This window comes from Grimontia sedimenti (assembly GCF_011045095.1).
Lineage (GTDB): Bacteria > Pseudomonadota > Gammaproteobacteria > Enterobacterales > Vibrionaceae > Enterovibrio > Enterovibrio sedimenti.
The window spans coordinates 122,251-137,082 of sequence record NZ_JAALDL010000012.1 but is presented as its reverse complement, the minus strand read 5'-3'; the positions used below and the strand labels follow the sequence as shown (position 1 = coordinate 137,082).

Annotated in this window: 11 protein-coding genes and 1 riboswitch; of the genes, 5 read left to right on the top strand and 6 right to left on the bottom strand. The window is 50.8% G+C overall.

Annotation, left to right across the window (positions count from 1 at the left end):
• Positions 1-198: 198 nt before the first annotated feature.
• The 6 genes from leuO to G5S52_RS15990 form a co-directional block, all read right to left on the bottom strand.
• Positions 199-1,146: a transcriptional regulator LeuO gene (gene leuO / locus G5S52_RS16015; RefSeq protein ID WP_165015802.1), complete on the bottom strand. Its 948-nt coding sequence runs from the start codon at positions 1,144-1,146 to the stop codon at positions 199-201.
• 334 nt (positions 1,147-1,480) lie between these two features.
• Positions 1,481-2,617 (bottom strand): MJ1255/VC2487 family glycosyltransferase, encoded by a 1,137-nt coding sequence (locus tag G5S52_RS16010; RefSeq protein ID WP_165015799.1) that lies wholly within the window; start codon positions 2,615-2,617, stop codon positions 1,481-1,483.
• Between the two features lie 28 nt (positions 2,618-2,645).
• A complete protein-coding gene (locus G5S52_RS16005) occupies positions 2,646-3,152 on the bottom strand; it encodes a phosphatase PAP2 family protein (RefSeq protein WP_165015796.1) in 507 nt (168 codons plus the stop codon).
• Between the two features lie 89 nt (positions 3,153-3,241).
• Positions 3,242-6,358, bottom strand: coding sequence for an efflux RND transporter permease subunit (locus G5S52_RS16000; RefSeq protein ID WP_165015793.1), 3,117 nt, complete (start codon positions 6,356-6,358; stop codon positions 3,242-3,244).
• A complete protein-coding gene (locus G5S52_RS15995) occupies positions 6,355-7,686 on the bottom strand; it encodes an efflux RND transporter periplasmic adaptor subunit (RefSeq protein ID WP_165015790.1) in 1,332 nt (443 codons plus the stop codon). The genes G5S52_RS16000 and G5S52_RS15995 overlap by 4 nt, the downstream gene beginning before the upstream one ends.
• Entirely contained in the window at positions 7,683-8,327 is a 645-nt protein-coding gene (locus tag G5S52_RS15990; protein WP_165015787.1) for a TetR/AcrR family transcriptional regulator, read from the bottom strand. The genes G5S52_RS15995 and G5S52_RS15990 overlap by 4 nt, the downstream gene beginning before the upstream one ends.
• Positions 8,328-8,780: 453 nt before the next feature.
• Between G5S52_RS15990 and leuA the strand changes: the two genes are divergently transcribed.
• From leuA to G5S52_RS15965, 5 genes are all read left to right on the top strand, one after another.
• Positions 8,781-10,337, top strand: coding sequence for a 2-isopropylmalate synthase (leuA, locus tag G5S52_RS15985; RefSeq protein WP_165015784.1), 1,557 nt, complete (start codon positions 8,781-8,783; stop codon positions 10,335-10,337).
• Positions 10,338-10,339: 2 nt separating this feature from the next.
• Entirely contained in the window at positions 10,340-11,428 is a 1,089-nt protein-coding gene (leuB, locus tag G5S52_RS15980; RefSeq protein ID WP_165015781.1) for a 3-isopropylmalate dehydrogenase, read from the top strand.
• A gap of 39 nt (positions 11,429-11,467) precedes the next feature.
• Positions 11,468-12,868, top strand: coding sequence for a 3-isopropylmalate dehydratase large subunit (leuC, locus tag G5S52_RS15975; protein WP_165015778.1), 1,401 nt, complete (start codon positions 11,468-11,470; stop codon positions 12,866-12,868).
• A gap of 10 nt (positions 12,869-12,878) precedes the next feature.
• Positions 12,879-13,481 carry a 3-isopropylmalate dehydratase small subunit gene (gene leuD / locus G5S52_RS15970; protein ID WP_165015775.1) on the top strand — a complete coding sequence of 201 codons (603 nt, stop codon included), beginning with the start codon at positions 12,879-12,881 and terminating at the stop codon, positions 13,479-13,481.
• Between the two features lie 379 nt (positions 13,482-13,860).
• A complete protein-coding gene (locus tag G5S52_RS15965) occupies positions 13,861-14,655 on the top strand; it encodes a DUF547 domain-containing protein (RefSeq protein WP_165015772.1) in 795 nt (264 codons plus the stop codon).
• Positions 14,656-14,693: 38 nt separating this feature from the next.
• Positions 14,694-14,796: riboswitch (TPP riboswitch) on the top strand.
• The last annotated feature ends 36 nt before the right edge of the window (positions 14,797-14,832 follow it).

Here is a 14,832-nt window from a genome sequence, read left to right as displayed (position 1 = left end):
TAAAATCTAGGCAATGATTTTGACGAACACTGTTCATTTCAGAGTACACTTGTTCTCTCAACTTTCAGAAAAGTTGTAACAGGCTGTAATCAATAGGGTCTGTCGCCCCTGAAAGCGTGATTCGAAGGGAAATAACAGGCACAAAAAAACCGACATAAGCCGGTTTTTCGTCAATATTCTGAGTGTTTTTTACGCGGTTTATACCAGCGAATTACCGCAGATAGACAGCAGTTGATCGCGCATCCAAAGGTGCCCTTTGTCTTTCTCTGCAGAAGCGTGCCAGCTCAGGTAACCGCTGATACGGTTGTTCTCCAGCGGCAGTGGCAGCATTTTCAGGTTATCACGATGATGACCCGCTTCCACCATCCAGCGTGGGGCCACAGCCACCAGTTGCGATTGGCTGACCACATACAAGATATTGCTCAGACTTACGCCCTGATAAGCTTCACGATAACGACCATCTCGGTATAACGCTTCTGCATAACCCTGCATTTCCCCGTTATGTTTCAATACCGCATGCGCTTCGCTGGTCAGCTCTTTGGCAGTAATACTGTCGCTAAGACGCGGGTGGTTTTTGCTCGCCACAACCACCAGCTCATCGTTGAACATTTCTGTGCTGCTGAAACCTGACTCATTGAAGTGCAGGTAATCAATCACAAAGTCCACTTCCTGGTAACGCAGCTTGCGCGAAATATCGCGGTCAAATTCTGTTTCCACCTGAACCTTCACACTTGGCGCCACGGAAGAAATGGTGTTCAGGATTTGCGGAACAAAACGCATGTCCGATGGGCTGCAAATCGCCAGACGGAAGGTACGGTTGCTGGTTTCAGGAATGAACACTGACGTTGGCAGTTCGTTCTTGATCAGCTGAATCGCCTGACGGATAGGGCCAAACAGTTGGCGCGCACGTTGCGTAGGTTTGATACCACGACCGTTACGCACAAACAGTTCATCATTGAACATGACTTTCAGGCGTGACACTGCATTACTCACTGCAGGTTGTGACATGCCCAGACTCTGTGCGGCGCGCGTAATGTTCTGTTCCTGCATCACGGCATCAAACACTGTGATGAGGTTGAGATCCACACTTCTTAACGTCGTATCCGTACGGTTTTCAAAATTATTAACCGACTCTTTCTGCGTCATAGCAAAACCCTAAAGCAAGAGTAAATGGAAAGCATCCGTCGCCGTATTTACCGATCGACCCGAAAAGGAAATTTGAGTTTGAGTAAGGTCGACAGCTATCAGTAAGGCAACGTTGCCTGCTCATGCCCCAGCTTAATGAGCGCAACTGAACACACGCTAACCAAGGCACCAACTTAGTAACATGGTGAGATAAATGCGCCCCAGTAAATTGTTATAAAATCATGTCCATGGAAAATATGAAAAACCTAAAACACCAACAAAAAAGAGGCTGATAATCAGCCTCTTAGATCTAAAAATGCAGACTTATAGTCTTGTTAGTTACACATTCATTTCATCAATGCTGTCGAAGACTTTTATTTGCTTGCGATGGCAGCCTCATGCTGAACATGGCACGCTTTCGGGTCTTTTGTGGCCAAAAATCTGACAAAAGATCGGTCACATGCTCAGGAAAAGACACTTGCGACCACAAGGATTCACGCAGCGACGAAAAGGTACTGAGATCCCCTTTTCCCAGCCAAGTTGCCAACTCTGTTGCCACCGACGGATATTTCACCCGGCTGCTCTCGGACTGCTCAAGCCACTCGCGAATGGTGCCGACATCCAAAGACTCCATCGTGCTTGACAGCCCTAGGGTATCCAAAGTGGACACATTACTTTGTTGTTCAAACTGACCATTGAGCGGTTTGAGCAACAGCTTCTTACCCAGCAACAGTGCTTCTGAAGGCAGTTCAAACCCACCATTGGCTATCACGCCATTGCAGTTCGCCAAAGCCTGATGGAAAACCGTTTTACTTAGTGGCCGGATATCAACGTTCTCATCAATCCGCGCTTCCTGACATGCAGGATGGAAACAGATAAACCGCTGCGGAAAATGTTGTAGCACCCGAACAACCTCTTCCAGATTTTCAAACGGAAGATACGTCAAAATGGTGCCATTTCTAGTGGGTTCCACCGTTTTAAGATCAATGATCGGCGGTAAGATTGGCTGATTGAAGTGGTACCAGTGCAAGCCGATTTTCGTCTCTGTCGGCGCAAAGTAATGCATGATGAATTTATCCAGCAGGGATTGCCCCTGCTTCGGCACGTCGAAGGCAAACGCGGACTGGTGACTGACGGACACCGTCGGCACGCCTTGTCGTCTGGCAGCATGTGCCGAAACCGGCTCAAAGTCAGAAACCACCAGATCATAGCCCGACACATCCAACTCGCGCACTTCGCGGACAAACGACACCAAACTGTTGTTCAACGCGGTTTTCAGCATGCTGACTTTCCCCGCCTCACTGACAAAGGTGAGCCCGCGACGCACTTCATACTCCCCGAACACGTCCATATCAAAATACTCCGATGCCGGACGGCCAGAGAACAGGAACTTCACCTCAACATGTGGCAGATTGGAAAAAGCGTCTGCCATCGCACGTGCACGGGAAATGTGCCCATTCCCCGTACCTTGTACGCCATAAAGTATTTTCATGTAGGTTCTCGTTGTTATTTTCCGCTAGTCAGGCCATCAAAGCTAATGACGCGCAGGCCAATCCAAGCAAGGCACCGACGATAACATCGGTAATGAAGTGAACACCAAGCAATACACGGGAAGCGCCAATCGCAGCAGCCCATCCCCAGTAGACATGGCTGAATTCGGGATAGAAGTGACTCAGCAATGCCGCCATCACAAACGCTGCCGCCGTGTGTCCGGAAGGCATACTGTAGAGATCAGACGGCGTAATAAATGCTGGAAGGTGTTGTGGTCTTGCTCGGCGGAAACGTCTTTTCAGCCATATAAAAAGGGGGACTTCTATGGCAAACGCCATCAGACCGACGATCAGGAAGTGTAGACCCTGCATACCGCCAAAAAGCGCAAGCAATACGCCTATCGCCGCATAAAGGTGACCGTCTCCACTTTTAGAGACCCAACGGAAAATCCGTGCGATATCTGCACTGAAACGGTGATTAAGACAAAGGGTGGACACGGCATTGTCCACCCTTTGAATAGCGACGAGGCTCCGCATTCATCAGCTCCAATTCTTCACGTTACCGTTTCAGATTAGGAATCGGGAATGACAATTCCGTGACGCTTTGCAGACGAGTTGATGAACTTTTAAGCAAAATCTCCGTGCAGAGACTCGTGCTTTTTCACTTTGCCGAAGTCCGCCAATATGGCGTACGCAGCCGGGATCATAAACAGCACCAGCAGTGTCGATGTGAAAATCCCGAACACGATGGAAATCACCAAGGGTTTCACTACCTGAGCCTGCAAACTGGTTTCCAACAAAAGCGGCAACAAGCCTGCCGCCGTGGTCAACGACGTCAGAAAGACAGCGCGGAAACGTTCCTGACTGGCACGCACCACGGCATCATAAATATCTTCTTCTTCATCCAAGTGGTGACGGATATATTGCACCAGCAAGATGGAGTCATTCACCACCACTCCTGCCAGCGAAACGAACCCCATCAGGCTTGGCATACTGAGCGGATGCCCCAGCAGCCAATGCCCCCACAGCACACCAATTAAGGCAAGTGGAATGGCAATCAAGACCACAAAGGGCTCGAGATAGCTGCGGAATTGATAACTCAGGATCACGAAGATACCGAACAATCCCAGAGCAAAGCCAATCCCCATGGAGCGGCCAGTTTCCGCAGAGTCCTGACTCTGGCCTTCAAACAACACGCGTAGCCCCGGATACTTCGTTTCCAGCCCTGGGATCACATCGCGTTTTAATTGCGCCAACACATCACCGATACTGACCTGGCTTTGCACCACATCGCCATAAACACTCAGCGTTCGCATGCCATCAATGCGCTGGATACGCACGAAGTTACGTTGATAATTGAGCTCTGCGGCGGTAGAAAGCGGCACCTGACTGCCATCCGGCAACACAATCGGGAAGTTGGCAAAGCTTTGAAGGCTGGCGGCATCATCACTGTCGAGGCGTACATCTATCTCAATGCTTTCAGGGCCAACCTGAATTTCATCTGCCGTTTGACCAAAGTACGCGGCGCGAAGCTGACGGGCAATTAACTGGCCGTTGATGCCAAAGGCTTCCGCACCGGGACGCAGCGTCACTTTCACTTCTTCTTTACCGGGGCGCATGTCATCGAGCACCCCTGATACGCCCTGAAACTGGCTGATAAACTGCTGGATGGCGACCGAGGCTTGTTTCAACTCGTTCAAATCGTCATGTTGCAAGCGGATATCAAAGTCGCGTCCACCCGGTCCAAACGCGGGCTGCTTGAACACCATCGAAATAGGATCGGTCAGCACGCCGGTTTCTTTTTCCCAATCTGAGATGAAGTCATCAATCAAGGTGTTGCGGATCTCCGCACTCAACAAATCAAGCCTCACCGTTGCAATATGCTGACCACTCTCATCGGCATCGGCGTTGAAGTTGAATTGCTCGGTGATGTGCTCCACCAAAGGCTGACCATTTTCATTTTCTTCACTTAATCGCTCACCCACTCGTTTGGCTGAGGCAACCAGTGTTGAGACGACAGCCTCAGTTTGCGCCAGTGATGAGCCGGGGGGCAAAATGACGCGGGCCTCCGCAATATCCCCATCGAGCTCGGGAAAGCCGACAAACCGCAGTTGACCGGATGCCAGCAGTGAAACTGAAATCAAAAGCATGGCTATCACCCCTCCCACAAAGGGATAACGCCATTTCACGGCACTGGTGACCAACTCCGCCAGTTTGCCTGCGCGGAAAGCTTCAAACTTCTCGAGAAAGATGCGTTTAAAAGCCAAATCTGGCTTTGGCGCTTTGGCTTTCGCCAGTGAATGCTGCAAGTGATGCGGCAGAATAAGGAAGGCTTCGACAAGACTGAGTGTGAGCACCAGGATCAACACCATAGGCACCACCCGGAGCACCGCTCCCATTTCCCCTTGCAAGAAGATCAGACTCCCGAATATACACACCGTCGTGAGATAAGAAGACACCACGCCGGGAAGTACCTTCTTGACCCCGTTGACCACGGCATCTTCAAGTTTTTGCCCCCGATCGATATGTGAGGCGATGGATTCGGATATCACAATGGCGTCATCCATCATGATACCGATAGCCATTAAGAGTGCGACCAGCGACATGATGTTGATGGAAAGCCCAAGTTGCGCCATCAAAAAGAAGCTGCCGAGGAAGGCAACGGGCAAGCCTGCTGCTACCCAGAATGAATAGCGCAGCGAAAAGAACATCCACATCACGCCAAATACCAGGATCACCCCTTGCCAGGCATTGCGGGTCATCATGGTCAGGCGATCCCAAAGCAGCGACGAGAAATCGTTGGTAAGGTTGAGCGTCACGCCATTTGGGGTACGGGTCCGTTCGTCATCAACAAACTGCGCGACTTTTTCTTTAATGCGAAGGGCATCGTCAGCTTTGTTTTTGCTGATTTTAAGCAGCGCCGAAGGTTTGCCATCAAACCACACCTGCTGTTCATCCAGCTCAAAGCGCTCGGTCAGAGTGGCGATATCCTGCAGACGAATCACGCCGCCGTCGCTGTCTGCGGCAACCACGATTTGCCCCAATGTGTCAGCGGCAATCCGTCTTTCGTCAAAGCGTATCAGCAGGCTCTTGTTATCAAGCTCAACGTTACCGCTAGGGAGGTTAATGTTCTGCGCACTGACCTGAGCGGCAATATCAGAAACACTTAACCCTAGCTGGCGAAGTGCACTCTCTCGCACTTCGATGCGGATTTGCTTGCCCGAGAAGCCCGCCACACTGACCAAGGGGACATCGTAATCACGTTTAAGTGCCTGTTTGAGATCCTCTGCGTAGGCTTTGAGCCCCACCCAATCGGTATCAGCAGCAATCGCTACATCTACCACCGGTTCATTCCAATCAAGCTCACGCACCACTGGCGGCTCAATATCGCTCGGGAAGTTGTTGATGGCATTGATTTGGGTTTGGATGTCCACCAGCATGCGGGAGATATCAGCTTGGGCATCGAGCTTCACCACTAACCCCGCCGAACCTTCCACTGCCTCACAGCGGGTTTCAACGATGTTGGAAAGACCGTCTACCGCGTCTTCCATCAACAGACAGATGTTTTGCTCTACCTGCTCCGGGCTGGCGCCGGGATACACTACCGTGGCGAGAATAAAAGGCGGCGCAAATTCAGGAAAGGTTTCGCGCTTGAGTTGTGGCAGTGACGTTAATCCAAGAAGGATCAACGTTAGCATCAGCAAGTTAGCGGCAGTCGGGTGGCGGGCGAAAAAACGGATCATGATGCCTCCCCGCTCACCGCATTGTTTTCTATCACGTCACCGTTTAGGGTCACCGCGCGAAGTTCCATTCCTGGCACGGCGGGTAGAAGATCGTTCAGCACCAACTGCTGACCCGCTTTCAGCTCCCCAGCGATCGCAACGCTCTCTCCGCGCCTGAACAAAATGGTAACCGGCATCACTTTCAACACACCGTCTTCCATCAGGTAGATCTTGTCGCCACGAAGGGCACGCTCTGGGATCACCCAGTGGGAAACGGGTTTTCCTTCAATCGTCGCTTTAACAAACATGCCATTCACCAGGCTTGGCTGGGCAGCAATCCCTTGGGTTTGCTCTTCGCCCAGTGCAATTTCGAGGATAACGCCGACCGTCGCCTGATTCAGGCTGACCGTATCACTGAGACGCGCCACCTTGGCAGGCCATTCCTCTTTAAAGCTCCCGCTGGAAAGGTTCACACTCGCGTTAAGCTGATGCAGTTTCTCGGCAAAACCCTCGTTTTGCTCGCCGTTTAAGGTGTCGAAAACGGTCTGCATGTCATGAATGGAGACCTGCGCATCCACCTCTACCGCACCAAGTCCATGGGCAATCACCATTACTTGCTGCGGCGTAACAACCTGATCACGTTCGATGTTTACTTCCGCAATACGGCTGTCGACGGGCAAAACGATTTGGGTTTTATCGAGATTTCGCTGTGCCTGCTCAAGGGCCAAATTGCTTGCTTCAAGTTCCGCCTCGGTAATACGTTTTTCGTCCGGCAGAACTTTTAGCTGAGCCTCCAGGTCCTGAACACGAGTTTGCTGAGAAAGGAAAGCTTGCTGTTCATTATCTAAGTCTGACTGAGAGGTTAACCCTTTCTGGCGCAGGTTCTTTTGACGGGTCAGTTCGTCTCGGCTTAACGCCAGTCTTCGCTTCTCTATCGCCAGCGTGGTTTTCAGATTGGATTCATCCAACTCCAGTTTCGCCAAACGCGCTTCCCTAACACTGACGTCTGCCTGAGCCTGTGCAACCGCCAGTTGATAGTCAGTCGGGTCGATGCGCAAAAGCTCAGTACCTGAAGGCAGCACTCGTCCTTTTTCCAAAGCAGGATTGCGGTAAATCACTTTGCCGTTCACTTCTGCAATAGCCTGCCAGGTGAGCTTCGGCGTGACACGGCCGAAACCTGTGACCACAGGGGCGATATCAGATTGCTGCAAGGTGATGACATCCACTGCCCGTGCTTTAGACTGCGCGGGCTTAACAGGCACATCAGGTCTGCTGCTTATCGCAATGAAAAGCACCGCGATACCGACAGCCAAGGCGGGAAAGAAAAGCAGTTTACGGCGAAGTGTCATAGTGTGTTGTCTCCCTGAACCTTGAAAATTCCGTGTTGCAGCAGTGCGGCGTTGTGTTTGGCGAGTTTTTCCAGAAAAGCGCTGTCCATGGTGATCCCTTGAATGTCAGCGAGCGCCGTGGGAATGATAAATGGAAACACCATCAAGCTTGAGAAGCTCATTCGCGCCAATTCCGGATCGATGTCTTTTCTCAAAGCGCCTTTTTCCTGTAGACGCTGAAAGAGTAATTGGTGAAGGGGCAAAAGAATGTCCTGAAACAGCTTTTCGACCACCTGTCGCTGCTGATCGTCTTCATCCAGCATCATGCTGCGGAAGATCAGCGTGGGTAGATTAGGTCCTGTCGACATCTCGCGGTAAAACGTTGTGACGACATCATTGAGGCTTTCAATTTTCCCTTCTTCCACCGCCTGACGCATTCGGGTGATCATCGGCGCCGCTGTCTCTCTGACCATGGCCTCAAACAAGCCTGCTTTATTGCCAAAGTAATAGCGGATCATCGCCACGTCGACACCGGCATTTTCTGCAATACGGCGCGTCGACACCTTGTGGTAGGGTTGTTTGTGGAAAAAGCGTTGGGCTTCACTGATCAGCGCAGCTCTGGCATCAGAGCCTCCCAATGGTCGACCCGGCTTTTTGGTCATGGCATCATCCGTAATTCATCAGCGTTGAATTTATACTACTCCCTGTTTGGTCTCTTTTCGCACAATTTAATTCCCTAGATCATAGGATTGTGATGAATTTCCGCTTAAAAAATAACCACAGATGAATACTCTGGTTTTTTACTTAAAAAGCAGTTTTTTAAACCACAGTTAACATTATGAGTGACGCTTTCTTGTTATTTTCTAATTTGATATTGACGCTTTAGTAAGCTGTTTGGTATTCATTTGTGCAGACATCTTTAGAGAACTGTTACAAATGATGAAACGCATTTTCCTTCTAGACCTTCTACTTCTCGTGAATTGTTCGCGCGGGTAGGTCATGGATTGAAAACAGTTTTCACCTGACACACGAAACCCGCGCCAAGGCGCGGGTTTTTTGTATGACCTGCCAAAGGTGCGGAGTACAACCTAATAACGGCACATGAGGGAACGACCATGAAAGACCAAGTCATCATATTTGACACCACTTTACGCGACGGCGAACAAGCGCTGTCCGCCAGTTTGACTGTAAAAGAGAAGTTGCAGATTGCACTGGCGCTGGAGCGTCTGGGTGTGGATGTGATTGAAGCTGGCTTCCCTGTTTCAAGCCCGGGTGATTTTGAATCCGTCCAGACGATCGCTAAATCGGTCAAGAATAGCCGTATTTGTGCTTTGTCCCGTGCCGTCGATAAAGACATCGACGTCGCTGCTGAATCCCTCAAAGTTGCTGAAGCGTTTCGTATCCACACTTTCCTTTCCACTTCTACTATTCACGTTCAGGATAAACTGCGCCGTAGCTACGACCAGGTTGTTGAAATGGGTGTGAGTGCCGTCAAACGCGCTCGTCGTTATACAGATGACGTGGAATTCTCCTGTGAAGATGCAGGCCGTACGCCGATTGATAACCTGTGCCGCATGGTGGAAGAAGCCATCAAAGCCGGTGCAACCACGGTGAACATTCCCGATACTGTGGGTTACACCGTACCGGGTGAGTTCGGTGGCATCATCGAAACTCTGTTCAACCGCGTACCAAACATCGACAAAGCAGTAATTTCGGTTCACTGTCACGATGACTTGGGCATGTCGGTCGCCAACTCGATTGCTGCAGTTCAAGCAGGTGCGCGCCAGATTGAAGGCACCATCAACGGTATCGGTGAACGTGCCGGTAACTGTGCGCTGGAAGAGATTGCGATGATCATCAAAACCCGCGGCGAGTTGTTAGGCGTGGAAACAGGTATCAATCACAAAGAAATCAGCCGCACCAGTAAGATGGTTAGCCAGCTGTGTAATATGCCTATTCAGTCCAACAAAGCGATTGTCGGCACCAACGCATTCAGCCATAGCTCAGGTATTCACCAAGATGGCATGCTGAAGAACAAGAACACTTACGAAATCATGACGCCAGAGTCGATTGGTCTGGGTCAGAAAGCATTGAACCTGACCAGCCGTTCAGGCCGCGCTGCGGTCAAGAGCCACATGGACACCATGGGCTACAGTGACGACGACTACAACCTGGACAACTTGTACGAATCTTTCTTGAAACTGGCAGACCGCAAAGGTCAGGTTTTCGATTACGATCTGGAAGCTTTGATGTTCTTCAACAACCTGCAGGAAGAAGATGACTTCTACAAGCTGAAGTATCTGAGCGTACAAAGTGGCAGCGTGATGGCAACCACAACTGTCAGCCTGCAGTGCGGCGACGAGGAAGTCAGCGACGCTGCGATTGGTAACGGCCCGGTTGATGCGCTGTATCAGGTCATTTACCGCATTACCGGCTATGACATCGTGCTGGACAAGTTTGACCTGACCGCCAAAGGTGAAGGTGAAGATGGCTTGGGTCAGGCAGACATTATCGCAAATTACAAAGGTCGCAAGTACCACGGTACGGGCGTCTCAACAGACATTATTGAAGCCTCTGGTCAGGCATTGCTGCACGTGATTAACAGCATTTACCGCGCTGACCGCATCGCGCAAATAAAAGAACAAGCAACATTAAAAATGGAGACAGTGTAACCATGGCAGGCACCTATAAGATTGCCGTTCTACCGGGAGACGGTATTGGCCCGGAAGTGATGCAACAAGCCCACAAAGTTCTTGATGCCGTAAGCGCTAAATTTGGCATTAGCTTTGAGAAAACTGAATACGATGTCGGTGGTATCGCCATCGACAACCATGGCACCCCGCTGCCAGACGCAACCCTCAAAGGCTGTGAAGCCGCTGATGCGGTGCTGTTTGGTTCAGTAGGTGGCCCAAAGTGGGAACACTTGCCACCGAATGAACAGCCAGAGCGTGGTGCGCTGCTGCCACTGCGTAAGCATTTCCAACTGTTCTGTAACCTGCGTCCGGCGCAAATTCATGCCGGCCTGGAAGCTTTCTCACCACTTCGCGCGGATATCTCTGAGCGCGGTTTTGACATCGTAGTGGTACGTGAGCTGACTGGTGGTATCTACTTTGGTCAGCCTAAAGGCCGTGAAGGTTCAGGTGCAGAAGAGAAAGCGTTCGACACGGAAGTTTACTACCGCTATGAAATCGAGCGTATTGCGCGCATCGCGTTTGAGTCTGCACGTCTTCGCCGCAAGAAGGTGATGTCAGTAGATAAAGCGAACGTATTGCAAAGCTCTATCTTGTGGCGCGAAGTGGTCGAAGAAATCGCGAAAGACTACCCAGATGTTGAGCTGTCACACATCTACATCGACAACGCGACCATGCAGTTGATTAAAGACCCTGCACAGTTTGACGTGATGCTTTGTTCAAATATCTTCGGTGACATCATCTCTGATGAGTGCGCAATGATCACTGGCTCCATGGGCATGCTGCCTTCAGCTAGCCTCAACGACAGCAAGTTTGGCCTGTACGAGCCAGCAGGTGGTTCTGCACCGGATATCGCAGGTAAGAACATTGCCAACCCAGTGGCGCAAATCCTGTCTGCCGCTCTGATGCTGCGCTACAGCCTTGGCGAAGAAGACGCTGCACGCGCTATCGAAGCTGCGGTCAGCCAAGCACTGGAAGCCGGCGAGCTAACGGCTGATCTGGCTGGCGATGCGACCCCGCTGACCACATCCGAAATGGGTGATAAGATTGCAGCGTATGTAAGCGAAGCCTAAGCGCACTGGAAGCACATAATTATTAAGGAAGACAGGGCAATGTCAGCGAAAACCCTTTACGAAAAAATCTACGACGCGCATATCGTCGTAGAAGCACCGGGAGAAACCCCGTTGCTGTATATCGACCGTCACTTGGTCCACGAAGTGACCTCCCCTCAGGCATTTGATGGCCTGCGTCAACATGGTCGTAAGGTGCGTCAGGTTTCTAAAACCTTCGCGACCATGGATCACAACGTTTCTACTGAGACCAAAGACATCAACGCCTCGGGCGAGATGGCAAAAATTCAGATGGAAACGCTGGCAAAGAACTGTGAAGAGTTCGGCGTTACCCTTTACGATTTGAACCACCCTTATCAGGGCATCGTTCACGTCATGGGTCCTGAGCTGGGTATTACTTTGCCGGGCACCACCATTGTTTGTGGCGACTCCCACACCGCGACCCACGGCGCGTTTGGCGCGCTGGCGTTCGGTATCGGTACCTCTGAAGTTGAACACGTACTGGCGACTCAAACCCTGAAGCAAGGCCGTGCCAAGACCATGAAAATTGAGGTCAAAGGCAAGGTCGCTGAAGGCGTGACCGCGAAAGATATCGTTCTCGCGATCATCGGCAAAGTCGGCCACGCAGGTGGTACTGGTCACGTGGTTGAGTTCTGTGGTCAAGCGATTGAAGACTTGACCATGGAAGGCCGCATGACGGTCTGTAACATGGCGATCGAGCTCGGCGCGAAAGCGGGTCTGGTTGCGCCGGATCAAACTACCTTTGAATACCTGCAAGGCCGCAAGTTCTCGCCAACTGGTGCAGACTGGGATGCAGCTGTTGAATACTGGAACAGCCTGAAAACTGACGCTGACGCTGAGTTCGACACCATCGTCACGTTGGAAGCAGCAGACATCTCTAACCAGGTCACTTGGGGCACCAACCCAGGTCAGGTTGTGGGTGTGAACGATGTGGTTCCAGCACCGGAAAGCTTTAGTGACCCTATCGAGCGTCACTCTGCAGAGCGTGCGCTTCGCTACATGGGCATCAAAGCTGGCCAGAAAATCACTGACATCACCATCGATAAAGTGTTTATCGGCTCTTGCACCAACTCACGTATAGAAGACATGCGCGCCGCAGCGGCTGTCGCCAAAGGCCGTAAAGTGGCTGCAGGCGTTCAGGCGCTGGTGGTGCCTGGTTCTGAGCAGGTCAAAGCGCAAGCAGAGCAAGAGGGTCTGGACAAGATTTTCGTCGAAGCAGGCTTTGAATGGCGTCTGCCAGGTTGCTCTATGTGTCTGGCGATGAACAATGACCGCCTTGGGCCAAAAGAGCGCTGTGCATCCACCAGTAACCGTAACTTCGAAGGCCGTCAGGGTCGCGAAGGCCGCACTCATTTGGTGAGCCCAGCGATGGCAGCAGCTGCAGCCGTTGCCGGTCACTTCGTTGACGTAAACAGCTTATAAGGAGCCCACCATGTCAGGAATTAAACAACACACAGGCTTGGTGGCGCCGCTGGACGCAGCAAACGTCGATACTGACGCCATCATTCCAAAGCAATTTTTGCAGAAAGTGACCCGCACCGGTTTTGGTAAGCACCTGTTTCACGACTGGCGTTTTCTGGACGATGCAGGTCAGCAGGACAACCCAGAGTTCGTACTAAACCAAGCGCGTTACAAAGGCGCTAGTGTGCTACTGGCACGCGAGAACTTTGGTTGTGGGTCTTCACGCGAACACGCACCTTGGGCACTGGCTGATTTCGGCTTCAAAGTGATGATCGCGCCAAGCTTTGCGGACATCTTCTACGGTAACTCCATCAATAACCAGATGGTACCGGTTAAGCTGACTGAAGCAGAAGTCGACGAACTGTTTAAGTTTGTGGAAGCCAATGAAGGCGCGGAGATCGCGTTGGATCTGGAAGCGCAAACCGTTTCAGCGGGTGGTAAATCTTACTCGTTCGAAATCGACGAGTTCCGCCGTCACTGCTTGCTGAATGGCCTAGACAGCATCGGTTTGACGCTGCAACACGAAGAAAAGATCGCAGAATACGAAAGTAAGATCCCAGCATTTTTGTCGTGATCGCAGGCAAAGTATCAACAAGCCGGCTCATCGAGTCGGCTTTTTTTGTCGTATCAGAAAGAAAATGATGGATTAAAAGGTCTATACCCAAACGACCTGAAGATACTCGCATTCAGAGGTCATCAATGCGTTCAATTCGAGGCAAATTCTACGAGGAATAGTGGTTCTATTTCCGTGGAATTTAACGAAGAAGTGGGCGCATTGAGGGCCTCCCTTCGGGCAAGTTGACTGAAGTCGTGCTCTTTGTTGTTCCTTTTTGATGGAGGTGACTACACCTGCAAAGGAACGCCGCGATCACAACGTCAGTCAATCTTGCTGAATCCTGCATCTTCAGGTTGTTTGGGTAAAGGCTTTAGAACGACTCTTTAGGGAAAAGATCATGCGAACTATTTTAACCATTTGCGCCGCCTTTTTATTTTTGAGCAGCCAGGCTTTGGCTGCACCCAAAAGCGACCTCTGGCCTATTTGGGATAAGAGTAACGAGTCTAACTCTGCTTCGTTTGATCATGGCCATTGGCAGAAAATCCTAGACAAGTACCTTCTCGAAAAAGGCCAGCACAACCTTTTCAATTACAGCGCAGTCAGTCCGGCTGATAAGACCTTACTCAGTCAATACCTGACTAATCTGACTGCTCTGGATCCTCGTAATTACAGTAAGGCTGAACAGTTTGCTTACTGGGTAAATCTATACAATGCGCTGACTGTTCAACTTATTCTCGACGAGTACCCTGTAAAATCAATTACTAAACTGGGTGGCTTTTTAAGTTTTGGTCCTTGGGATGATGATGTTGCCAAAATCGCTGGGCAATCATTGACGCTCAATGACATTGAGCACCGTATTCTTCGCCCGATTTGGAATGACTCACGCATTCACTATGCGGTCAATTGTGCCAGCTTGGGTTGCCCTAACCTCGCTACGACCGCGTTTTCCGCAGATAACAGTGAAGCGCTATTGGAAGCAGCAGCCAAGCAGTTCACCAACAGCAATAAAGGCGCCAGCATTGACGGTAATACTTTGACTCTGTCCTCGATCTACGAGTGGTATGGTGATGACTTTGGCGACAACGAGCAGGAGATCCTTAAAGCAATCGACCGGTATCGCGACGGCACCAAACTCGAAGGTTGGAGCGGTAAAATCAAATACGATTACGACTGGTCTTTGAATCAACCATAAGAAGGATTGGTAATCATCAGTGTGATGATTACAATGAAAGACATCTCGTGGGGTGCTGACTTCGTCGGCTGAGATTGCGAACGCTAAACCCATGTACCTGAACCAGATAATGCTGGCGTAGGAATGAGATGTCCAAAGCTGACCCGCTCAATGACCTCACCCTCGCCGCACATTGAC

Coding starts and splice junctions, on each gene's coding strand:
- G5S52_RS16005 (WP_165015796.1), bottom strand. CDS start 3,152: ATGCGGAGCCTCGTCGCTATTCAAAGGGTGGACAATGCCGTGTCCACC.
- leuA (WP_165015784.1), top strand. CDS start 8,781: ATGAAAGACCAAGTCATCATATTTGACACCACTTTACGCGACGGCGAA.
- G5S52_RS16000 (WP_165015793.1), bottom strand. CDS start 6,358: ATGATCCGTTTTTTCGCCCGCCACCCGACTGCCGCTAACTTGCTGATG.
- leuC (WP_165015778.1), top strand. CDS start 11,468: ATGTCAGCGAAAACCCTTTACGAAAAAATCTACGACGCGCATATCGTC.
- leuB (WP_165015781.1), top strand. CDS start 10,340: ATGGCAGGCACCTATAAGATTGCCGTTCTACCGGGAGACGGTATTGGC.
- G5S52_RS15995 (WP_165015790.1), bottom strand. CDS start 7,686: ATGACACTTCGCCGTAAACTGCTTTTCTTTCCCGCCTTGGCTGTCGGT.
- leuO (WP_165015802.1), bottom strand. CDS start 1,146: ATGACGCAGAAAGAGTCGGTTAATAATTTTGAAAACCGTACGGATACG.
- G5S52_RS15990 (WP_165015787.1), bottom strand. CDS start 8,327: ATGACCAAAAAGCCGGGTCGACCATTGGGAGGCTCTGATGCCAGAGCT.
- G5S52_RS15965 (WP_165015772.1), top strand. CDS start 13,861: ATGCGAACTATTTTAACCATTTGCGCCGCCTTTTTATTTTTGAGCAGC.
- G5S52_RS16010 (WP_165015799.1), bottom strand. CDS start 2,617: ATGAAAATACTTTATGGCGTACAAGGTACGGGGAATGGGCACATTTCC.
- leuD (WP_165015775.1), top strand. CDS start 12,879: ATGTCAGGAATTAAACAACACACAGGCTTGGTGGCGCCGCTGGACGCA.